Annotated in this window: 17 protein-coding genes and 1 pseudogene; 6 read left to right on the top strand and 12 right to left on the bottom strand. The window is 70.9% G+C overall.

The annotated features are described in order from the left end of the window. Positions 1 to 24 precede the first annotated feature (24 nt). Positions 25 to 1,014 (bottom strand): rhomboid family intramembrane serine protease, encoded by a 990-nt coding sequence (locus K336_RS18875; protein WP_155945131.1) that lies wholly within the window; start codon positions 1,012 to 1,014, stop codon positions 25 to 27. A gap of 98 nt (positions 1,015 to 1,112) precedes the next feature. On the opposite strand from K336_RS18875, the gene K336_RS0112580 reads away from it, so the two are divergent. Beyond that, the gene (locus tag K336_RS0112580) at positions 1,113 to 1,937 is read left to right on the top strand and encodes a PIG-L family deacetylase (RefSeq protein WP_028707220.1); all 825 of its coding nucleotides are present in this window, start codon (positions 1,113 to 1,115) and stop codon (positions 1,935 to 1,937) included. A gap of 883 nt (positions 1,938 to 2,820) precedes the next feature. Here K336_RS0112580 and K336_RS0112575 read toward each other — a convergent pair. From K336_RS0112575 to K336_RS0112560, 4 genes are all read right to left on the bottom strand, one after another. Beyond that, complete coding sequence (locus K336_RS0112575; RefSeq protein WP_021797682.1) at positions 2,821 to 3,822, bottom strand: proteasome assembly chaperone family protein; 1,002 nt, start codon at positions 3,820 to 3,822, stop codon at positions 2,821 to 2,823. A gap of 138 nt (positions 3,823 to 3,960) precedes the next feature. Continuing rightward, on the bottom strand, positions 3,961 to 4,752 hold the full coding sequence (locus K336_RS0112570; RefSeq protein WP_021797697.1) for an ABC transporter ATP-binding protein: 792 nt from the start codon (positions 4,750 to 4,752) through the stop codon (positions 3,961 to 3,963). A 1-nt stretch (position 4,753) separates the two neighbouring features. Beyond that, positions 4,754 to 5,707 carry an ABC transporter permease gene (locus tag K336_RS0112565; protein WP_021797678.1) on the bottom strand — a complete coding sequence of 318 codons (954 nt, stop codon included), beginning with the start codon at positions 5,705 to 5,707 and terminating at the stop codon, positions 4,754 to 4,756. 7 nt (positions 5,708 to 5,714) lie between these two features. Beyond that, positions 5,715 to 6,689 (bottom strand): ABC transporter substrate-binding protein, encoded by a 975-nt coding sequence (locus tag K336_RS0112560; RefSeq protein WP_021797680.1) that lies wholly within the window; start codon positions 6,687 to 6,689, stop codon positions 5,715 to 5,717. A gap of 188 nt (positions 6,690 to 6,877) precedes the next feature. Here K336_RS0112560 and K336_RS0112555 point away from each other — a divergent pair, with 188 nt between their 5' ends. Then, a complete protein-coding gene (locus K336_RS0112555) occupies positions 6,878 to 7,504 on the top strand; it encodes a histidine phosphatase family protein (RefSeq protein WP_021797683.1) in 627 nt (208 codons plus the stop codon). A gap of 68 nt (positions 7,505 to 7,572) precedes the next feature. Next, positions 7,573 to 9,303, top strand: coding sequence for a glutamine--tRNA ligase/YqeY domain fusion protein (locus tag K336_RS0112550; protein ID WP_028707218.1), 1,731 nt, complete (start codon positions 7,573 to 7,575; stop codon positions 9,301 to 9,303). Between the two features lie 265 nt (positions 9,304 to 9,568). Here the strand turns inward: K336_RS0112550 and iolE are convergent, their stop codons facing one another. The 5 genes and pseudogenes from iolE to K336_RS0112525 form a co-directional block, all read right to left on the bottom strand. Further along, positions 9,569 to 10,495, bottom strand: a complete 927-nt coding sequence (gene iolE / locus K336_RS0112545) for a myo-inosose-2 dehydratase (RefSeq protein ID WP_028707217.1) — start codon at positions 10,493 to 10,495, stop codon at positions 9,569 to 9,571. 182 nt (positions 10,496 to 10,677) lie between these two features. Next, positions 10,678 to 12,282: pseudogene (locus tag K336_RS16485) on the bottom strand (MFS transporter); the annotation flags it as partial. Positions 12,283 to 12,423: 141 nt separating this feature from the next. Then, positions 12,424 to 13,668: a Gfo/Idh/MocA family protein gene (locus tag K336_RS0112535; RefSeq protein WP_051245795.1), complete on the bottom strand. Its 1,245-nt coding sequence runs from the start codon at positions 13,666 to 13,668 to the stop codon at positions 12,424 to 12,426. Positions 13,669 to 13,889: 221 nt separating this feature from the next. Next, entirely contained in the window at positions 13,890 to 14,891 is a 1,002-nt protein-coding gene (locus K336_RS0112530) for a LacI family DNA-binding transcriptional regulator (protein WP_028707216.1), read from the bottom strand. Positions 14,892 to 15,087: 196 nt separating this feature from the next. Next, positions 15,088 to 15,327: a hypothetical protein gene (locus K336_RS0112525; RefSeq protein ID WP_028707215.1), complete on the bottom strand. Its 240-nt coding sequence runs from the start codon at positions 15,325 to 15,327 to the stop codon at positions 15,088 to 15,090. Between the two features lie 470 nt (positions 15,328 to 15,797). Here K336_RS0112525 and K336_RS0112520 point away from each other — a divergent pair, with 470 nt between their 5' ends. The 3 genes from K336_RS0112520 to K336_RS0112510 are packed head-to-tail and all read left to right on the top strand — an operon-like array spanning position 15,798 to position 18,926. Then, a complete protein-coding gene (locus K336_RS0112520; protein ID WP_028707214.1) occupies positions 15,798 to 17,168 on the top strand; it encodes an MFS transporter in 1,371 nt (456 codons plus the stop codon). An 8-nt stretch (positions 17,169 to 17,176) separates the two neighbouring features. Continuing rightward, on the top strand, positions 17,177 to 18,109 hold the full coding sequence (locus K336_RS0112515; RefSeq protein ID WP_028707213.1) for a carbohydrate kinase family protein: 933 nt from the start codon (positions 17,177 to 17,179) through the stop codon (positions 18,107 to 18,109). After that, positions 18,102 to 18,926, top strand: coding sequence for a PI-PLC domain-containing protein (locus K336_RS0112510; RefSeq protein ID WP_155945130.1), 825 nt, complete (start codon positions 18,102 to 18,104; stop codon positions 18,924 to 18,926). The genes K336_RS0112515 and K336_RS0112510 overlap by 8 nt, the downstream gene beginning before the upstream one ends. A gap of 94 nt (positions 18,927 to 19,020) precedes the next feature. Here the strand turns inward: K336_RS0112510 and K336_RS0112505 are convergent, their stop codons facing one another. Beyond that, positions 19,021 to 19,986 carry a LacI family DNA-binding transcriptional regulator gene (locus K336_RS0112505; RefSeq protein ID WP_028707211.1) on the bottom strand — a complete coding sequence of 322 codons (966 nt, stop codon included), beginning with the start codon at positions 19,984 to 19,986 and terminating at the stop codon, positions 19,021 to 19,023. A gap of 240 nt (positions 19,987 to 20,226) precedes the next feature. Continuing rightward, positions 20,227 to 21,003, bottom strand: a complete 777-nt coding sequence (locus K336_RS0112500; RefSeq protein ID WP_028707210.1) for a sulfite exporter TauE/SafE family protein — start codon at positions 21,001 to 21,003, stop codon at positions 20,227 to 20,229. Between the last annotated feature and the right edge of the window lie 35 nt (positions 21,004 to 21,038).

Genomic DNA, 21,038 nt, shown 5'->3' with positions numbered 1-21,038 from the left:
GGCCCGTCCGAACGAGGCGGGGCCTCACGGCAGTGCTGCGACGCCCAGGGCCAGGACGATCGGGACGAGCAGCAGCCACAGGGCGCGCGTGCTCCGGCCCGCCCGGCCGCGCGTCCTCACGAGCACGCCGGCGGCCAGGCCGATGAGGAAGCCGCCGAGCTTGACCTGCCAGGCGATCGTCGGGATGAGGATGACGTAGAGGACGTTCAGCCCGACGAGCACCCAGAGGCCGCTCGTCGACTCCTTCGACCAGCCCTTCGGGCGGAGGGTCACCAGGACGCCGAACATGCCCCAGATCGCTGCGGACGCCCCGCTGACGAGCAGGGATCCGTGGCTGGCCCGGCTCCACAGCACGGCGGCGGCCGAGCCGCCGAGCAGACTCAGCAGGTACAGCAGGAGGAAGTCCCTGCGCCCCATGGCGGGCTCGATGGCCTGACCGACGATCCAGATCGTGAGCAGGCCGAGGCTGATGTCGAGGAGGCTGCCGCCCAGGTACAGGAAACCGCCGGTGAGCAGGCGCCACGGCTGGTGGAGGGCCAGATCGGGAACGAGCTCGAGGACGCCCGTCAGGCGAGGGGCGACCGTCGTGAGCAGCCACAGGGCCCCGCAGATCGCCATCATCGTGTACGTGACGACGGGCCTGCCGGTGTCGGCGTCCCTGTCCGGGGCGACGTACCCGTCGGACGCGGCCGCCGGACGCGGGGGCCGCGGCGCCGGGCCCGCAGGGCCCGGCAGACCGGGTGCCGCTTGGTGCTCCTGCGGACGAGGCGGGCCCCACGGGGATCCCTGCGCGCCTGCGCCGGGCCGTGCGTCCTGCGTCGGCGGGTCCTGAGGCGGCCAGCCCGGCACCGGGCCGGGGCCCGCCGGGGCGCCGCCGGCAGCGTGCCCGGAGGCCTGCAGGCCCGGCCCCCGCGTGTCCAGCGGCGGCCACGGGGACTCGGGTGCCGCGAAGTCGGGCGTTCCGGGCGGGGGAGTGCGCCCGATGTCCCCGCCAGTGCTCGTCGCGTCGCTCACCAGGCCAGTCTACGGGGTCGTTCCGGGCGGGTCCGTGCGCCGTTCAGCCCAGGGCGTGAGGGGCATGGCCGGTCCGGGGACGGTGGAAGGATGGCCGGGTGACGAACCGGGTCTTCCTCCACGCGCATCCGGACGACGAGGCCAGCCAGACCTCCGGGACCATGGCCATGGCGCACGAGCGCGGCGACCGTGTCATCGAGGTCCTCGCGACCGACGGGGCCCTCGGCGTCGTGCCCGACGGCCTCGACCCCGCCGGGCTGGCGGCCCACCGTCGGGCCGAGCACGAGCACGCCGCCGAGGTCATCGGCATCGACCGGATCGTCCGGCTGGGTTTCGCCGACTCCGGGATGACCGGCTGGGACTCCAACCGTGACCCGAGGGCCTTCTGCAATGCGGACCCCGGGTCGGTCGCCGAGAGGCTGGTCGGGGTCCTGCGCGAGGAGGACGCCGATGTGCTCGTCCACTACGACCCGCACGGCAACTACGGCCATCCCGACCATCTGATGGTGCACCGAGTCGGCGCCGCTGCGGCGGATCTGCTCGGCCCCGGGCTGCGCGTGCTCGAGGAGACGATGAACCAGAACGCCATCGCCGAGCGCTACGCGAGGGCGAGGGCCATGGGCATCGAGGACGAGGGCTTCTGGGACCCTGCCGCCGTGGGCGACGACGGGAGGCCGATCGGCTCCCCCCAGTCGCAGATCCGCTGGGCGGTCGATCTTCCTGAGCGCGTCATCGCCACCAAGCACCGCGCCCTGGAGGCCCACGCCAGCCAGGCGAGCGACGTCGGCGTCTTCCTGTCGTTGTCCTCCGAGGTCTTCGCCATCATGTTCGGCACCGAGTACTACCGCGAGCCGGCCGATCCCGGTCCGATGCGGCACGCGTGGCCGGTCCCGTCCCAGCGGCCCGGCGCCCTCCGGGGCTGAGCGCCCGCCCGGACCTCAGGGGCGCGCGACCGACGCCGTCGTCCAGGCCTCGGCCGGCATGGGTTCGCGCAGCCGCCAGTCGATGCCGACGGGGCGGCCGCCCTCGTGGCCGGGTCGGCCGTGCCCAGGCACGGATAGGGAGCGCCGGCCCCGAACTCGCTGGCCCGGTCCTCGCGGACGAACAGCACTGTCTCGGCGCCCGAGCCGTCCAGCCCCGGGTGCCGGCGGGCGGTCGGCGAGTCCTCCGAGGTCGTCGACTGCGTCTCCCGTGGAAGAGCGTCTCGGAGATCGCCACGTCGCGGTACATGGTCGTCGGGGAGTGGCCCTTCTCGTTCTTGCGCAGGGTGATGAGCAGCGCGTCCGCGTTGAGGGCTCGCTGAAGAGGACGCCCTCGCGGATCGCGTCGGGCCGCCGCCGGAAGCCGTCGTGGCGCATGCCGACGACGATCTCCTCGCGCGTGTGGTGGGCGTGGACGCGCAGGGCCTCCGTCGCGCAGGCGTCCGGCGATGGGCCGCGCGACGTGCCGGACGCGCCCGGCCGCGACGTCGAGCACCTGGCGGAACTCCTCGCGGGCGGCCGGCTCGTCCGCGAGCGCCGCGAGCGCCTCGTCAAGGCCGGTGAACCCGCCGCCGTCGGGCCAGACGGTGAAGACGAGCATCTCGACCAGCGTCGGCTCCCGTCCGTCGAGCGCGTCGAGGGGCCCGGGTCCGCCGGTGAGCACCCGGCGGCGGAGGCGCAGTCGTTCCGGGTCGTCGACGTGGGCGAGGGCGCGTCGGACGCCGGGGCCGCGGAGGGGCGCCTCGTGCGCGGGGCCGTCCGTGAGCGGCGCTCGTCCGACGCAGGAGGGGTCATGCTTCGCGGACGGGCCCGCGGCGCCGCGGGGTCACTGCTGCCCGTGATCGGGCTCGGGGCCGTCATGGGGCCCGGAGTCCTGCGGGCCCCCGCCCCGTTCCTCGTCGTCGGGCGGGTTCCCGGCATCGCCGTCCTGCCCGCCCTCGTCGTCGAGGCTCGCGAGGAAGTCCTCGACCGCCCGACCGATCTCCTCGGCGTCGGGCAGGTTCTCGCCGTTGACCGGCAGGGAACGGCCCGCCATGAAGCGGTCGTACTGGCCCTCGAGCTGGGAGATGACCTGCTGCAGCTGCTCGGAGACGTTCACCTGGGCGTCGATCTGGCCGCGCACCAGGCGGGCCGCCTGCTCGAGGTCGCCCATCGGCACGTCGAGGCCGGCGTTGAGGTTCAGTCCGTGGACGAGGGCGATCGTGGCCTGGGGGTACTCGTTGTCCGTGAGGTACTGCGGCACGTGGGCGGCCAGGTTGATGACGTCGAGGCTCTTCTCGCCGAGGCGCTGGGTCATCATCGCCGAGAAGGACGCGCTCATCCGGAACGATCCGATGCCCTGGTTGCCGGGCAGCAACTCGGGGCGCGTCGACAGCTTCGTCAGTGTCACCGGGCGGGTGTGGGGCACCGGCATCGGGATGCCCTGGGCGGTCACCACGAGCTGCACGTCGAGCTCGTCGACGATGCGCTCGATCGAGCCGGCGACGCGCTCCCACTGCAGCGACGGCTCGGGGCCGGTGAGCAGGAGGAAGGGCGCGCCGGACTTGTCGGTGAGCTCGTGCAGCTCCATCGCTGGCGCCGCGTAGTTGGCGTAGTGGTCGAGGTCCAGGTCGATCGTGGGGCGGTGCTCCCGGTAGTCCGTGATCTGGTCGACGTCGAAGGAGCCGAGCCGGCGATGGGCGAGGGTGTTGAGCAGGTGCTCGTCGAGCTGGGCCTGGGCCGATCCCGCGTCGCCGTAGCTGCCCAGGGTGATCACCAGCACCCGGTCGTGGACCGTGCGCTTGTCGACGGAATTCTCGTAGTGGAACAGCGATGTGGGCTCGAACATGGTCTCCTCCTGCACTCGCGTCGCGCGCTCGTGCACGCGGTGCTCATCAGTGGGTGGAACGCCGCCGGGGCGCCATTCATTCCTCAGAGTTAAGCGTACCCGACTCAATCCTGTCCGGTCGGTGGGCGGAGCAGGGCTTCAGGTGAGCAGGGTGCGGTCGGACAGCTGAGCACCCTTGATCCGGTCGAACTCGGCCATGAGGTCCTCGACGCCGGCGCCGGCCTTGTCCTGGCCGCTCAGCTCGAAGATGATCCGCCCCTCGTGCATCATGATGAGTCGGTTGCCCAGGCGCAGGGCCTGCTCCATGTTGTGCGTGACCATGAGCGTCGTGAGGCCCTTCTCGGCGACCAGCTCGCGCGTCAGGTTCGTGATGAGCTCGGCCCGCTGCGGGTCGAGGGCGGCGGTGTGCTCGTCGAGCAGCAGCACCTTGGGATCGCCGAAGGTGGCCATGACGAGCGACAGCGCCTGGCGCTGGCCGCCCGAGAGCAGGCCGACCTTCGTGGTGAGGCGGTCCTCGAGGCCCTGCTCGAGGACCTTGAGCTGGGTGCGGAGGAATTCGCGCTTGGCGCGGGTGACGCCCTGGCCCAGGCCGCGGGTGGTGCCGCGCCCCATGGCCAGCGAGAGGTTCTCCTCGATCGTCATGTGCGCCGCGGTGCCGGCCATCGGGTCCTGGAAGACGCGCGCCACGTACCGGGCGACTGTGTGGTCGGGCAGGCGGTCGACGCGCCGGCCATCGATCCTCACCGTGCCGCCGTCGGGCCGGTACCGCCCGGAGACGACGTTCAGCAGGGTGGACTTGCCGGCGCCGTTCGAGCCGATGACGGTGCAGAAGTCGCCGGCGGCCAAGTGCAGGGTGACCCCCGACAGGGCGACCTTCTCGTTGGCCGTCCCGGGGAGGAAGGCCTTGTGAATGTTCACCACGTCAAGCATCTCAGGCTCCTGGCTTCACCAGACCGGACAGGGGGTCGCGGTCCTCGATCGGCGCCGTCACGTCGGGCTCTGCCGGCAGGCCGCGGGCGCGCCGTCGGGCGCGGGTGTTGGCGAACACGCCCCAGCGCGGGATGAGCAGGGCCAGGACGACGATGACCGCGCTGACGAGCTTCATGTCGTTGGGTTGAAGACCCACCATGAGGGCCAGCTGGATGATCACGCGGTAGGCGATCGAGCCGAAGCAGACGGCCGCCGTGGCGACGGCGATCCGCGAGGAGTCGAAGATCGCCGTGCCGATGATCACCGAGGCCAGGCCGGCGACGATGAGGCCGATGCCCATCGAGATGTCGGCGTAGCCCTGGTACTGGGCGATGAGGGCGCCGGAGGCCGACACGAGGCCGTTCGACAGCGCCAGGCCCACGATCTTCATCGTGTCGGTGTTGATGCCGTTGGCCCGGGCCATCGACTCGTTGTCGCCGGTGGCGCGCATCGCGAATCCGAGGTTCGTCGACAGGAACCAGTCCATGAGCAGGACGAACACGGCCAGCACCGCGGCGAGGACGACGATGGAGACCCCGGTGCCCATCAGCCTGCCGTTCGTCAGAGGGGTGAACAGCGTCGTCGCGCGCAGCAGCGGCAGGTTCGCCCTGCCCATGATGCGCAGGTTGATCGAGTAGAGCGCGATCTGGGTGAGGATGCCCGCCAGGAGCGGGTGGATCCGGCCCTTGGTGTTGAGCAGTCCCGTGACGGCGCCGGCGGCGAGACCGCCGCCGAACCCGGCGAGCGTGCCCAGCAGGGGGCTTCCGCCGTGGGTGATGATGAGGGCGCAGGCGCCCGCGCCCGTGGTGAAGCTGCCGTCGACCGTCAGATCCGCGAAGTCGAGGATCCTGAAGGTGAGGTAGACACCGAGGGCCATGAGCCCGTAGAGGAGGCCCAGTTCGATGGCGCCGAGCATGAGCCGATCAGCCGACCTTCTCCGCGCCGTCGAGCAGGTCCGCGGGGATCGTGACGCCCATGGCCGACGCGGCCGACTCGTTGACGTAGACGGTCAGGTCGGACTGCGTCTCGACCGCCATGGTGGCCGGGTCCGCGCCGTCGCGCAGGATCCGCATGGCCATCTCGCCGGTCTGGCGGCCGAGCTTGACGTAGTCGATGCCGTAGGTGATGACGCCGCCGTTGCGCACCGAGTCGCCCTCGGCGACGATGAGCGGGATCCTGCGGTCCTCGCACAGCGCGACGACCGTGGCGAGGCCCGAGACGACGTTGTTGTCGGTGGGCACGTAGAGGGAGTCGACGTCGAGGGTCTCGGCAGCCTGCTGGAGCTCCGCGGTGTTGGTGATCGTCTTCTCCTGGACGCTCAGGCCCTGGTCCTCGGCGGCCGCGCGGGCCAGGTCGATCTGGACCTGCGAGTTGACCTCGCCCGAGGAGTAGAGGAAGCCGACCGAGGCGGCCTCGGGCTTGATCTGCTTGATGAGCCCGATCTGCTCGGCGACCGGGTTCATGTCGCTCGTCCCGGTGACGTTGCCGCCCGGGGCGTCGGCTGAGGCGACGAGCTGGGCGCTCACCGGATCGGTGACGGCGGTGAACAGGACGGGGATCTGGGTGACGGCTTGGGCGGCGGCCTGGGCCGCCGGGGTGCCGATGGCCAGGACCAGGTCGAGGTTCTGCGAGGCGAACTTCGTGGCGATGTTCGTCGCGGTGGTCTGGTCGCCCTGGGCGTTCTCCTCGTCGACGTCGCACGTGATGCCGGCGTCGGAGAAGGCGGCCTTGAAGCCCTCCCTCGCGGCGTCCAGCGAGGAGTGGGTGAGGATCTGCATGATGCCGATCGAGTAGCTCGACGACGAGGAACCCGAGCTGCTCGAGTCGGAGGAGCAGGCGGCCAGCGGGCCGGCCAGCGCGGCGAGGCCCGCGGCGGAGAGCAGGGTGCGACGATTCATGGTTGTCCTTCGTCGTTGAGAGAAGTTCTGCGGGGAGTTTACGCCAACGCCCGCCCGCGGCGCCGCCTCGGCCCGCCCGCGGGGCATCCGCGCGTCCGGGCGTCCGCCCGCGCGGCCTGCCGGGCCCATAGGCTGGTACGGGCGGCCGGTCCGATGCGGCCGGTCGGAGGGAAAGGGAAGGGGAGAGCATGTCGGTGAGGCCCCGTCTGATCATGGTGCGCCACGGTCAGACCGAGTGGAACGTCCAGCGGCGCTGGCAGGGGGCCACGGACATCCCCCTCAACGCGAACGGCCGACGGCAGGCGCGGGCCGCCGCTCCCTACTACGCCTCGCTCGAGCCGGTCGCGATCTGGAGCTCCCCGCTGAGCCGCGCCCACGACACGGCGGCCGAGGTCGCGGCCCTGACAGGCCTGGACATCCGCACCGACGGTCGGCTCGCGGAGATGGACTTCGGCGACGCCGAGGGCCGCGTCTGGGAGGAGGTGCTGGCCATGGACCCGCGGCTCGCCGGATGGCGCACGGGCCGGGACGTCCAGTGGCCCGGCGGGGAGTCCGGGGCCCTCGTCCAGCGGCGCGTGAGCCGGACCCTCGAGCGGATCCACGAGTCCGAGCCCGAGGGCGTCGTGCTCGTCTTCTCGCACGGCACCGCCATCAGGATGGGCGCTGCGGCCATGGTCGGTTGGGGCGTCGACGCCGTGTGGCGGCTCGACTCCATGGACAACTGCTGCTCCACCGGGCTGGCCCTCACGAGCACCGGCTGGCGGCTGGACCACTTCAACGCATCGCCGCAGTGGCATGCGTCGACGCCGCAGTGAACGGCGCCGTCGCGGGACGGTGGTCACTGCGGGCTGCGGGGGTCCTGACGCGTGCTAACTTGACCGCCATGGCGAATGAGGAGGCGGCCGGCGGCGCCGGCGATTTCATCAGCGACGCGGTCGAGCAGGACCTCGCGAACGGCGTCCACGGAGGGCGCGTCCGGACGCGTTTCCCGCCCGAGCCGAACGGCTACCTGCACATCGGCCACGCCAAGGCCATCACCGTCGACTTCGGGACGGCCGAGAGGTTCGGGGGCGTGTGCAATCTTCGTTTCGACGACACCAACCCGGTGGCGGAGAACCCCGAGTTCGTGCAGTCGATCCTCGACGACATCGCCTGGCTCGGCTACGAGCCCGGCGCCGTCCTCCACGCCTCCGGCCACTTCGAGCAGCTCTACCGGTGGGCCCTCCTGCTCGTCGAGCAGGGCCTCGCCTACGTCGACGACCAGGACAACGAGACGATCTCGGCCCAGCGCGGCGGCTTCGGGCGCCCCGGCGTCGAGAGCCCCTACCGGAACCGCACGGTCGCCGAGAACCTCGACCTGTTCACCCGCATGCGCGCCGGCGAGTTCCCGGACGGCTCCCGTGTGCTGCGCGCCAGGATCGACATGGACGCCGACAACATGGCCCTGCGCGACCCGGTGATGTACCGCATCCGCCACGCCGAGCACCACCAGACCGGCACGCGGTGGCCGATCTACCCCACCTACGACTGGGCGCACGGCCAGTCCGACGCCATCGAGGGCGTCACCCACTCGCTGTGCACCCTCGAGTTCGACGCCCACCGCCCGCTCTACGACTGGTTCCTCGAGCACCTGCCGCTGCCGACCGACAAGCCGCGTCAGATCGAGTTCGCCCGCCTCGAGCTCACCCACACGATCACCTCCAAGCGCCGGCTCGCCGCGCTCGTCAACGGAGGCGTCGTCGACGGCTGGGACGATCCGCGCATGCCGACGCTGCGCGGGCTGCGCCGGCGCGGCTACCCGGCCAAGGCGGTGCGCGACTTCTGCACCTACGTCGGCACCACGCGCACGAACTCCCGGCACGCCATCGAGGAGCTCGAGTCCTTCGTGCGCCGCGAGCTCAACACGACGAGCCAGCGCCGCATGGTCGTCACACGGCCCCTGCGCCTGGTCCTCGACGACTGGCCCACCGACGAGGACGGCGCGCCCGTCGTCGAACACTTCAGGCTGACGAACAACCCGGAGAACCCCGACGACGGCACCCGCGAGGTGGCCTTCACCGGCGAACTGCTCATCGAGCGCGAGGACTTCGCCGAGGTGCCCCCGCCCAAGTTCTTCCGTCTGGCGCCTGGGCGCGAGGTGCGCCTGCGCGGCGCCTATCTCGTCACGGCCACCGACGTCGTGAAGGACGCCGACGGCGAGATCGTCGAGGTGCACGCCAGCTACGACCCGGCCACGCGCGGGGGGAATGCTCCCGATGGACGCCGGGTCAGGTCGACGATGCACTGGGTCAGCGCCCCCCACGCCGTCGACGTCCGGGTGGCGCTCTACGACCGTCTGTTCACCGCGGTGAACCCCGGTGAGGCCACCGGGGAGCCGCTCGACGACCTCAACCCCGACTCGTGCGAGCTCCTCGACTCAGCCAAGGGCGAGGCGGCGATCGCCGACGTGGAGCCGGGCCGTGTCGTCCAGTTCGAGCGGCTCGGCTACTTCGCCGCCGATCCTCGCACGAAGCGCCTGTTCCATCGCACGGTCGGGCTGCGCGACGAGTGGGCCGCCCTTCAGCGCAGGGCCGCCAGGGCGGACGACGGCGCCCGGGCCCGCTCGAGGGGATGAGCCCCGGCCCGTCCGTGGGACGCCCGCCGACGGGCCGGCCCTGGACCGCCGCCTGCCGGCTCCTCGCCCTCATGGCCCTCGGGGGCGCCGTCGTCCTCCTGCCGATGACGACGCACCGGGGACGGCGGTCGGCCTGCCCCGTCCCCGCGGCGACCGCCGTTCCCGTCACGGTCCGAGGGCGACGCGGGCCCTGCGAGGGTCGGACGTCTCCCGTTCGAGAGGCCCGAGGGCCGGAGACGACGCCCGCGCTCCCCGGCCCCGCCGGTCAGAGCGTGAAGAGCGTGCTCTCGAGGTAGGCGCGGGCCTTGACCGCGTACTCGTGGGGGTTCGCGACGGCCGGGTCCTGCTCGGCCTCGACGAGGATCCACTGGTCGTAGCCGTGGTCGACGAGCATCCGGTAGGGCTCCGTGAAGTCGATGCACCCGTCGCCGGGGACGGTGAACATGCCCGACAGGAAGGAGTCGAGGAAGGAGCGCTCGGCGGCGCGGGACTCGGCCAGCTTCTCGGGGCGGACGTCCTTGAAGTGGACGTGCCCGACCCGGTCGATGGTGGCGCTCAGCAGGTCCGCGACCGTCCCGGCCCCGACGTAGGCGTGGCCGGTGTCGAACAGCAGGGAGACCCTGGCGGGGTCCGTCAGCTCCATGAGGCGGATGGTCTCCTCGGCGGTCTGGACGACCGTTCCGAGGTGATGGTGGTAGACGAGCTCGAGGCCATGGGCGTGGGCGATGTCGCCGAGTCGGTCGAGACCGTCGGCCAGGACGTGCCACTGCTCCTCGGTGAGGACCGGCTTGTCGGTGAAGATGCAGACGTCGCGGACGCCCTGGACCGAGCCGGTCTGTTCCGAGACGACGATGCGCGTCGCGCCGAGGTACTCCAGGTACGCGCAGTTCTCCTCGAAGGCCTTCGCGACGGCGTCGACGCCGTCACGGAGGATGAAGGAGGAGAACCACTGGGCGACGATCCGGATGCCGCGCGCCTCGGCGCGCTCCTTGACCTCCTCCTTCGAGGGGAAGAAGCCCGCGCACTCGGTGCCGGCGTAGCCGACGTCGGCCAGGTCGAGCAGCATGTCGTCGAGGGTGTTGAAGGCACCGACCTCCGGGATGTCGTCGTTGCGCCAGGCGATGGGGTGCATGCCCCAGTGGATGCCGTGCGGGTCCTTGATCGCCGTTGCGGGATCGAGTCGGAAAGCCATGGTGTGTCTCCATTCCATTCGTGGTGTCATGATTCGTGAAGGCTTGTTCACAGGAGCCTCAGCGGGGGCGCAACCCCTGGCCATAGCCCGGTTCATCGAGGTCGTGAACGAGTCTTGTGGTGTCCTGCTCCGTGGCTGCGCGGAGTGGGGCCGGGCCCCGGTCGTCCGATGCCTGCGCGTCGGGAGTAGCGCTCCTCCATGTCGTGCTCGATCCGTTCGAGCGAGCGGCCGGAGGTCTCGGGCATGATGCGGAGCAGGACCACGGCGATGACGAGATTGAGCACCCCGTAGATCGCGTAGGTCAGCCCGCCGCCCAGGCCCTCCATCATCGTGGGGAAGGTCCACGTGATGATCGCGTTGGCGATCCACATGCAGAAGACGGCCGTGCCGTTCATGACGCCGCGGACGTTGGCGGGGAAGATCTCGCCCAGCATCGTCCATACGACGGTGCCGTTCGAGGACTGGACGATGAGCATGAACAGGGCCATCAGGCCGAGGACGAGGAGGGCCGCCCAGGAGGGCGGCGCGCTGCCGGCCGCCATGTGCGGGGCGATGGCCAGCTGGAAGGTGGCGGCGATGCCGAGCAGGCAGACGCCCACGCCCGTGACGTCGGCGATGAGGATCTGGCGGCGACGGAACCGGAGGATGAGCCAGATGCCGACGGCCGAGCCGATGACGCTCATGACGCCGTTCGCCACCTGGGCGGTGATGGAGGCCGACGTGGACATGCCCGCGTACTCCAGCACCTTGGGCGCGTAGTACATGATCGTGTTGACGCCAGTGGTCTGATTGATGATGGCCAGGAAGATTCCGACGAGGAGCAGCTTGCGCAGCCACGGCGTGGCGAGGACGTACCCCAGCCCTCTTCGCTGAGCCTCCTCGGCCAGCTCGTGCTGGCGGGCCTCCGCCATCTCCATGAGCTCGTCCTCGAGGGGGCCGTCGCGGTGCGGATCCCGGACCCGTTTGAGCGAGCCGATGGCCTCATGGAGGCGCTCCTTGGCGATGTACCAGCGAGAGGACTCCGGCATGAACCGGATGCCGATCCACAGCGCGACGGCCGGGATCGAGCACAGGACGAGCATGTATCGCCAGGTCTCGCCGTTGCCGCCCGAGATGACGAGCTGGTCGAGGAAGGCGTGGTACTGCTCGGCGCTCATCGTGCCGCCCTGCGAGGACTGGAGGGCCTGGATCGTGTCGTAGACGTACTCGCCCGGGGCAAGGGTGCCGGAGGGATCCGCCTCGATCGTGATCCGGGGGCCGCCCTGGATGTTGCTGATGATGGCGTTCATCGTGAAGGCGAGCAGCTGCCCCGTGACGATCATGAGCTGGTCGATGGCCACGATCGAGCCGCGGATGCGTTTGGGCGCGGTCTCGGCGAGGTAGACGGGCACGGTGGCGCTGGCGCCGCCCACGGCCAGGCCGAGGACGACTCGGAACGGGTACATGACCCAGATGTTCGGGGCGAGAGTCGTGCCCAGGGCGCCGACCAGGAAGACGATGGCGAGCACCGTGATGTTGTGCCTCCTGCCGTAGCGGTCGGACAGCCGGCCGCCGAGGAGGGCGCCGAAGGCGGCGCCGATGAGGAGAGTACCGCCGATCGCGCCCTCCTCGAGACTGGTGAGCTGGAAGCCCTGGGCGGCATGGGGCATGTACATGAAGGGCAGGGCGCCGGAGATGACACCGGTGTCGTAGCCGAAGAGCAGCGAGCCGAGGGTGGCCACAGCGGCGATGGCGATGATGCCCCGATGCCCGCCCGAGGCCGGGGTGGCCGCAACGGCTTGTTCCATCTGGTCCGCGGTGATGTTCTTCAGCGCGGTCTCCTGAGCTCCTTCGCTCATGGTTCTCCGTTCATCCGGGGCCCGGCGGTGCAGGCTCCTGCGGGGGTGCTTTCCCGGTCGCGGTTCCGCGACCGGGAAGCGGTGGGGTTCTCAGGCGTCGAAGGTCGTCGGGCCCTCAACGGGGGCGACGTCGTGCCAGGTGCCATCGGCCGCGGAGGCCACGATGGCCTCATCGACCTCGGCGGCGCACCAGGCGTCGGCCGCGGAGGGAGCGAACTGCTGCCCGGTGAGCACCGACCGGAGGAACTGGGCCGCCTCGATGGACTTCATGTCGTCGAATCCCATGGAGGTGCCGATGGCGGGCTGGTAGCGGCTCCACTCCCCCCAGGCCGGGTTGGCCATGGCGCGGGTGTAGCCGTGCGTGGGGCCGCCGTCGACCGTCGTGCAGACCTCGAGCTCGTTGAGGCGTTCGAAGTTCCATCGTGCCGAGCCGTTCGTCCCGTAGACCTCGACGACGTACTCGGCGCGCGGCCCGACGCTCACGCGGGAGGACTCCATCGTGCCGAGGACGCCGTTTTCGAAACGGACGAGCATGCCGACGTAGTCCTCGTTCTCGACCGGGCCGGTCTCGTCGCCGATCTCGAAACCGGAGTGCCCGATGCCCGTCTTCGTGGGGATGGGACGTTCCGTGATGAAGGTGCCGGTGATGGCGGTGACCTGGGCGATGCGTCCCACGATGTACTGGGCGAGGTCGGCTCCATGACTCATGAGATCGGGGACGACTCCGGCGCCGGCCTTCTCGCGGGAGGCGCGCCAGGTGAGCGGGACTCGGGGAGAGGCGTTGTAGTCGGCGATGAACCAGACGCGCACGTTGGTGATCCGGCCGAGCTCCCCGGAGCGGACGAGCGTCCGCATGTACTCGATGGCCGGGACGTGCCGGTAGTTGAAACCGACGGCGGTGACGAGACCGGCCCCGGCCGCCGCCCGGGCGATGGCCCTCGACTGGCCGGAGTCCACGCCCATCGGCTTCTCGATCCAGAAGGGCTTGCCGGCCTCGACGGCGGCCAGCGCGATCTCCTGGTGAAGATGATTCGGTGAGCAGATGGAGACGGCCTCCACCAGGGGATCGGCGAGGAGCTCGTGGTAGTCGGAGCAGGCCCGGTCGAAGCCGAGGTCCTCGACGGCGGCCCGCTGCGCCTCGACGACGGGGTCGGCCGCGGCGACGAGACGGGCCTCGGCGCCCAGCTCGGGGAAGCGCTCCGAGACCGAGCGGTAACTGCGGGCGTGCAGACGACCCATCCAGCCCAGGGAGACGATGCCGATGCCGATCTGCTTCTTGCTGTTCACAGAGATCTCCTTCCCGGTCGACAGTGGCCGGTGGGGTGCGGACGTCATGTGGCCGCACCGGCACGCTCAGCGTCGCTGAATGGCGATGCGCCATGAGGAGTGCTAACGCGCGTAATCAATGACATGACAAAATGTAGCAACACCTCGTGCCCGGCGCAAGAGGGCGAGCTGACTCATCTCGTGTCTGCGCTTGTGCGCTGTCGTCGTCCCCGCTCCGGGACGCCGGTCCTCCGGGCCTCTTCCCCGGCCGGGGCGCGCGGAGGGGGAGCTCAGCCCCGCGGCGTCCGCAGGCTTGAGGCGCGGACGACGAGCGTGGCGGGGACCGTCACATGCGCCGCCGGGGCGGGGGCGAGTACCGCTGCGACGGCGGCCTCGGCCAGCCGGTCCGGGGACTGGTCGACGCTCGTGAGCGAGACCTCGGGGCGTGAGGCCAGCGAGGTGTTGTCGTAGGAGACGATCGCGACATCGGCGCCGGGCCTGAGGCGGGAGGCCAGCACTGCGGCCACCAGGTCGATGCCGAGCATGTCGTTGTAGACGACGGCCCCGAACGGATCCTTCGAGTCGGAGCGCAGCGCGGCCAGGGTCTCGTTCATGTCGTCGCCGCGGACGACCTCCGTGAGGTCGAGACCGGCGTCCGTCGCGGCCTCGCGGCACGCCGCGCGGCGTTCGTCGAGCAGCGACTCGTGCATGCTGCGCGGCGGGGAGAAGAAGACCAGGCGGCGAAGGCCCTGGGCGGCGAGATGCGCGACGATCTGCCATGCGGCATCGGCCTCGTCGAGCCGGACCGTCGGGATCGACGGCTCGTCGAGCGCCCGGTCCAGGACGCAGAGCGGGATGCGCTCCGACATGGCCAGCAGAGCCTCGGGACTCATCGAGGTGCCGGGCAGGATGAGCCCGGCGGGTCGCAGTGAGAGGACCTCGTCCACCGTCGTCCGCTCGAGCCGCTCCTCCAGGTCCGAGACGAGGACGACCAGGGTGTGGCCGGCGGCGCCGGCGTGATGGCGCAGCCGTCGGAGCAGGCGGTCGAAGAAGGGGTTGTCGAGATAGGGGAGGACGACGGCCAGGCGGTGCGAGCGTCGGGTCGCGAGTTCGGCCGCTGCGGTGTTCGGGTGGTAGTCGAGGGCGCGGGCCGTGTCGAGGATGCGCCGACGCGTCTCGTCGGACATGCGGCCCTCGCCCTTGAGTGCGAGGGAGACGAGGCCCCGGGAGACCCCGGCGCGCGCGGCGACGTCCTGCTGGGTGGCGTGCGGCGCGCGTTCTGGGGTGGGCATCGCTGGTCCTCGATCCTCGGCCGGGTCTCTGGGGCGCATTCTGCCAGGGCGGCCCCTCGCGGCGGAGGAGGCCGCCCCGCGCGCGTCCACGGCTGCGGTGACCCGTGGTCACGGACCCGTCGGGCCCGTCGGCCCCGCCTTCCGCGTCCGTGCCCTTCGTGACGCCGTCCCCGCCGGATCGGCGGGGACGACCGGATCACTCCGCGGCGAGCGCGTTGATGCCGCTGTGGATGCCGATCATGATGTCGGCGACGAGCGTGAGGGTGCCGACGAGCATCATCGCGGGCATGTCGACGGCCAGGCCCACGACGATGAGGAGGACGCTGGCGGCCATGAAGGCGCTGGCGGTCATGAAGACGATGGTCCTGCCCGGGATGAGGGCGGTCTCATGGCGAACTGCGGCGGAGCCGGTGGCGATGGTGTCGATCGCGGTCATGGTGCCTCTTTCTCTGGGGCGCACCGCGACACCGGTCGCGACGCGCACGACGGTGTACTCCGGATCCGGGACGACGGCCCCGATCCGCTGTGACGGACGCCACTGTAGGGCGGGCGGATTGTGCAGACAAATGGGCTGCACGCGTGTTGCAGTCCGGCCCCTCCCCGGTGCGGTCGAGCACCGCCGGGGCGCCGCGATCCCGGCGTCCCGCGTGCCCGGTCCTCGTCCGTCCGCCTCCGTCCGGGCCCCTCGTCCGACGGCGCCGCCCCACCGACGAGACGGCACGGCGCGGACCGTGCCTCGCGTCCGGGGCGTCTGCCCGACCGATCTGCCCGACCGAGCTGTTCAAACGATTGAATTCCTGGTAGCTTCGTTCGTGGGCGCCGCCACCGGCTGCAGGCCGCACGGTGCAACGGGTCCGTGACGACCCGCCGGCGCGGGCGTCCGCGACGCGATCAAGGAGACCTTCAATGAAGAAGCTGCTGAGATCCTTCGGATTCACTCCGAGGACGTTCGTTCAACTGCTGTTCATCACGATCAACGCTCAACTGCTCTACGCCTTCTGGGACATCCGGAACACGCTGCCCAAGGACTTCCCGGCGGCGATGGGGGTGACGGATGCACAGGCGGGGCGGCTCTACTCCATGCAGGGCCTGGTCATCATCCTGGGGACGATCCTCCTGGGCTGGATCGGCGACCGGTTCAGGGTCCGCACGATCATGGTCCTCACCACCGTCGGGGTCGGCGTCATCTCGCTGGTCATCTCCGTCCTCTCCCCGAAGCTGGGCCTCCCCGTGCTGCTCGTGTGCTTCTTCCTCATGCTCCTGTTCAGCGAGGTGCTGTTCAAACCCGCCAACTTCAAGGCCGTGCGGACCTCGACGACCGAGGACCACCAGGGCGCGGCCTTCGGCTTCTTCGAGTTCGGACGCGGTCTGCTGGCCTTCCTCGTGTCGCTGCTGTGGACGGCGCTGATCGCCGCCGGCGCCTCCGCCCGGACGATCATGCTGACCGGCTCGTCGATCGTCCTGGCCACCGCGATCCTGGTCCTCTGGGCGGCCCCGAGGGACGCCCGGGTCGCCGACGACGACACCGTCAACACCTCCACCTTCGAGGCGATCAGGGGGATCGGCAAGGTCGCCCGTCTCCCGGTCGTGTGGGTCGTCGGCATCAACGTCTTCTGCGTCTACGGCACCTTCGTCGCCGCGGGGACCTACTTCGCACGCTTCCTCCAGGCCGGTTACGGCACCTCCGCGCTCGTGGCCGCGGTGTTCTCCACCGTCGTCATCGGGCTGCGCATGCTCCCGCTCGTCTCCTCGCTGCTCGTCGAGAAGGTCTTCCGGTCGACGCCGCACTTCATGCGGTTCATGTCCGGGGTGCTCGTCGTGCTGCTGCTGGCCATCGCCGTCGTCTTCTTCACCCATCCCGCCTCCGTCACGAGCTTCCCCGCCGGGCAGGCCCCGGGGGATCTCGTGGCCCCCGGCGTCATGCGCCTGCTCATGGTCCTCATGCTCCTGGCCTCGGGGTGCTGCTTCATGATCCGCGGCGTCTACTACGCTCCCATCGGCGAGTTCAACGTACCGGCCAAGCAGTCCTCCGCCGCCATGTCCTTCGCCATCACCCTGGGCTACGTGCCGGCGCTGCTCGGCCCGATCGTCTTCGGCGGGCTCATCGAGCCCTCGATCAAGAACGACGCGGGGGACGTCGTCACCGAGGTCCTCACCCCGAGCTCGACCCTCGGCGGCGCCTTCGTCGGTCTGGCGGTGCTGTCCCTCGTGGCCCTGTGCATGTCCTCGCTGCTCATCAGGCTCAAGGCCCGGCAGGACGGCGCCCAGGACCGGTGAAGGAGACCATGATGTCCGGGACGGGGGCATACGATTCCCAGATCATCGGTCACGTGTGCGTCGATGTGAACGTCGACGTCACAGGGGCGGAGAGCAGGGTCATCGGCGGCGCGGCCGCCTGCGCCGCAGGGGCGGCGGTCTCCCTGGGGCACCGGGTCGAGGTCGTCACCGCCGTGGGGGAGGGGGACGAGGACCTGCTGTCGTGCTTCCCACCGGCGGTGGAGAGGATCATCGCCGTCCCCTCGCGTCGGACCACGTCGATCCGCAATGTCTACCGCACGCAGGATCGGGAGCGGCGCGTCTCCCACGGTCTCGAGCAGGGCGACCCCATCGGCCCCGAGGACGTCCCGGACGAGCCCGTCGGCGTCCGGCATCTGGCGGGGCTGATCGTCGGCGACTACGCCCCGGACATGGTCGATTCGCTGTCCGGACGGGGCGACACGGCCGTCGACATGCAGGCCTTCCTGCGCGTCCGGTCGCAGCGGACCGGTGAGCTCGACCTTCGCGGATCCACCGTCGGCGAGGACTTCTTCGGGCGGATCCGGTACCTCAAAGTCGATGCGGCGGAGGGAGAGGCCCTGACGGGCCTGAGCGACCGGCGCGACATGGCCCGGGCGCTGCGCGACCGCGGTGCGCGGGAGGTCATGGTGTCCGGGCCCGCCGAGATGCTCGTCCTGGACGACTCCGGTTTTCACAGCTGCCCGTTGCGCCCCCGCACCATGGTGGGGCGCACGGGCCGGGGCGACACGGTGTTCTCCGCCTACATCACCGAGCGGCTCGCGCACGGGGTGCCGCAGGCCCTGCTGATGGCCTGCGCCACGGTGTCGCTCAAGATGGAGAGGCCGGGGCCCCTGGTCTGCGAGCGCCGCGAGATCGAGGACTACCTGCGTCTCCTCTACTCGGACCTGATCGACGACCCACTGGAGGGCGACCGTGACTGACGCTGCAACCGCCGTGATCGAGGGTCTCCCCGAGGCGACGCCCCTGTGCTCCCTGGTGATCCCCGGCAGCCATGACACGATGACGAGCGCCTGCACCCATCCGTACTACCGCACGCAGGCCCTCTCGCTGAGCGAGCAGCTCGACGTCGGCGTGCGGTACCTCGATCTGCGTCTGACGCGGACCATGGTGGCCGCCCACCGGGAGTGGGTCAGCGGCACGACCGCCGAGCGCATCCTCGATGTGCTGCGGTCCCATCTGGTCGAGCATCCCCGTGACTTCCTCCTGGTGAGGATCCAGAACGCCAATGAGGCCAAGGACGACTTCGAGCGCTACGGTGAGGCGCTGCGCGCGGTCATCTCCGAGAACCTCGATCTGTTCTGGAGACCGACCGGGACCCCCGGGGGCACCGTGTGGCCCACGATCGGGAGGATCCGGGGCCGGATCGTCGCCTTCGAGTGCGCGCCACCCCGGTACGGCCTCACGAGGATCTGCGGGCGGCCGTGGGCCGTTCCGTGGCATGGCAACGGCGGCATCCTCCTCCAGGACGACTGGGACGGCCCGGACGTCGCGGTGAAGCTCGAGGAGGTCCGGAGGCTCCACACGGGTGCGAACCCTCCGGGGTCGCTGGTGCTCAACCATGTCAGCGCGACCAACGGGGCCCCGGGGAATCCCGCCGCGTACGCCGGAGGGCTCAACCCGGCCGTTCTCGGGATGCTGCGCTCAGGCGCCGCCGGCAGGGGCGTGCTCATCTGCGACTTCGTGGACGAGGAGCTCGCGGATGCGGCATGGGCCGCCAACGTCGGGAGAACCGCCTGAGGCGGGGCCGGCCCGTCGCCCTCAGGGGCTGTCGTTGCCGGCCCGCCCCCGCGGCCGGTGCGGTGGTCGTGGCGCGGTGGAGGCCCCGGTCGGTTCAGGCCGTGGCGCGGCGCACCACTCGTGTGTCGACCTCCAGGCGCCGCGGGGCGGACCGATCGCCCCTGGCCCGTGCGATCGCGAGGTCGAGGGCGAGGCGCGCGACCTCGCGGGGCTGACGGTCGACCGAGGTCAGCTCGAACGCCTGCGAGGACGCGATGCGCGCATTGTCGAAGCCCACCACCCTGATGTCCTCGGGGATCGACAGGCGGGCCTGCCACAGGGCGATCAGGGCGCCCTGCGCGCACTGGTCGTTGTAGCAGACGAGGGCCTGCGGAAGGGGCTGCGCGTCGACCAGGACGGTGTGGACGCTGTGCCAGCCGGCGTCCACGGTCGGCCCGCTGGGGACGACCCGTACCGCGGCCCGCCGGTGGGACATCGCCGCCAGGAAGGCGCTTCGACGGCGCTCGGCGGACGAGGATCTCCCCCCGTCGAGGTAGTGCACCTGCGGGCAGTCCCCGATGAGCTCCGCCACCTGGGCCATGCCCGTGGAGTTGTTCGAGACGACGAGATCGGCGTCCTGCCTCGGGGCGGTCTGGCCGATGGCCACGACGGGGATGTCCACGGCCTCGAAGGCGTCGGAGTCCATCATGACGGGGTCCACGATGATCACGGCCTGGGCGCGGAGCTGCATGATGCGGGCCAGGGCGCTCGCCCCGCCGCCCGCAACCGTGTCCTCCGTCATGACCAGATAACCGAGCCCCTCGGCGAGGGCCGTGATCTCGCGGGAGTAGGCGATGTGGAGCTCCTTCTCGAAGTCGCAGGCCAGACCGATGATGTTCGGCTTCGTCGTGCGAAGCAGTGATCCGGCCAGATCGGTCCGGTAGCCCAGTGCCTCGGCCTGCCTGGCGATCTTCTCCCGCACGGGTGGGGAGATCCGTTCGGATCCCCGCAGCGCGAGGGACACGGTCGAGACCGACACTCCGAGCGAGTGCGCGATGTCGCGCAGCGTGACCCTGCCCATGGCCTCACCCCCTCGCTCCGGGGCCCTCGTGACTGCCGTGGCACCGGACGGGCGCGCCTCGACCCAACTCCTCGTACCGGGACCCTCGGCGTTGAGCCTATCGGGAACGACAAGCCCGGCCGGGCGTCCGCCGCCCGCCCGTGAAACCCGCGCTCCGGGTCCGTCGCCCATCGGTCCGCGTCGGGGCACGGCTCGTGGGCGGGAGTCGGACCGCCGCGGCGGGACCGCGGGGGGGAGGCCTCAGACCAGGAGGAAGGCCGAGGAGGCGATCGTCAGGGCGATGACGAGGACGTCGAAGACCCTGGTGCTCATGCGCCGGATGACGAGGCCGCCGACGAGGGCCCCGGCGACCAGGGGCGGCAGCAGCACGGCGTCGAGGCCCAGGGAGCGCGCCGAGGTCAGCCCGAGCCCGACCTGGAAGGGCACCTTCATGACGTTGACGACGAAGAAGAAGCAGGCCTGCGTCCCCATGAAGCGCATGACGTCGAAGCCGGAGGCGATGAGGTACATCGTCATCGGCGGGCCGCCCGCATTGGCGACCATGGTGGTGAAGCCGCCCAGCGATCCGTAGACCCAGCGTGCGACGGGGCTCCGGGAGAAGGCCCGGGTCGTCCCGGCGTTCTCGTCGGAGCCGTGCCGTTCGCGCCGCCGCATCATCTGCAGCGTCGTGGCGGTGAGCAGGAGCAGGATGATCCCGATCATCCGCTTCATGCCGGCGTCGTCGATGCGCCACAGGACGAGGGCGCCGGTGCCGAGCCCGACGAGGATCGCCGGTGCGAGACGGCCCAGCGTCCGCCAGTCGACGTCGTGACGGTACATCCAGATCGCGTACAGGTCGCCCGCGATGAGGAGGGGGACCATCACCGCGGTGGACTCGCGGGCCGGGAGGACGGCGGCGAAGAGGGCGACGGAGAGGGTCGCGAGACCCGGCAGGGCCGTCTTCGCGATTCCGACGAAGACGGCGGCGATGACGAGAACGGACCACTGCGCGGCCGTGAGATCGGGAAATGCGCTCACCGGGCGATCCTAGGCCCGCCTCGGGTCCGGCCGCG

The organism is Propionibacterium acidifaciens DSM 21887, assembly GCF_000426605.1.
Classification (GTDB): domain Bacteria; phylum Actinomycetota; class Actinomycetes; order Propionibacteriales; family Propionibacteriaceae; genus Propionibacterium; species Propionibacterium acidifaciens.
Note: the sequence above shows the minus strand (reverse complement) of the source record. Positions and strands in the feature narration are given on the sequence as shown.

Bases quoted from the DNA above. Each gene is read 5' to 3' on its own strand.
- K336_RS0112575 (WP_021797682.1), bottom strand. From the start codon at position 3,822: ATGTTCGAGCCCACATCGCTGTTCCACTACGAGAATTCCGTCGACAAG.
- K336_RS0112570 (WP_021797697.1), bottom strand. From the start codon at position 4,752: ATGCTTGACGTGGTGAACATTCACAAGGCCTTCCTCCCCGGGACGGCC.
- K336_RS0112565 (WP_021797678.1), bottom strand. From the start codon at position 5,707: ATGCTCGGCGCCATCGAACTGGGCCTCCTCTACGGGCTCATGGCCCTC.
- K336_RS0112560 (WP_021797680.1), bottom strand. From the start codon at position 6,689: ATGAATCGTCGCACCCTGCTCTCCGCCGCGGGCCTCGCCGCGCTGGCC.
- K336_RS0112555 (WP_021797683.1), top strand. From the start codon at position 6,878: ATGTCGGTGAGGCCCCGTCTGATCATGGTGCGCCACGGTCAGACCGAG.
- K336_RS0112550 (WP_028707218.1), top strand. From the start codon at position 7,573: ATGGCGAATGAGGAGGCGGCCGGCGGCGCCGGCGATTTCATCAGCGAC.
- iolE (WP_028707217.1), bottom strand. From the start codon at position 10,495: ATGGCTTTCCGACTCGATCCCGCAACGGCGATCAAGGACCCGCACGGC.
- K336_RS0112535 (WP_051245795.1), bottom strand. From the start codon at position 13,668: ATGACGTCCGCACCCCACCGGCCACTGTCGACCGGGAAGGAGATCTCT.
- K336_RS0112530 (WP_028707216.1), bottom strand. From the start codon at position 14,891: ATGCCCACCCCAGAACGCGCGCCGCACGCCACCCAGCAGGACGTCGCC.
- K336_RS0112525 (WP_028707215.1), bottom strand. From the start codon at position 15,327: ATGACCGCGATCGACACCATCGCCACCGGCTCCGCCGCAGTTCGCCAT.
- K336_RS0112520 (WP_028707214.1), top strand. From the start codon at position 15,798: ATGAAGAAGCTGCTGAGATCCTTCGGATTCACTCCGAGGACGTTCGTT.
- K336_RS0112515 (WP_028707213.1), top strand. From the start codon at position 17,177: ATGATGTCCGGGACGGGGGCATACGATTCCCAGATCATCGGTCACGTG.
- K336_RS0112505 (WP_028707211.1), bottom strand. From the start codon at position 19,986: ATGGGCAGGGTCACGCTGCGCGACATCGCGCACTCGCTCGGAGTGTCG.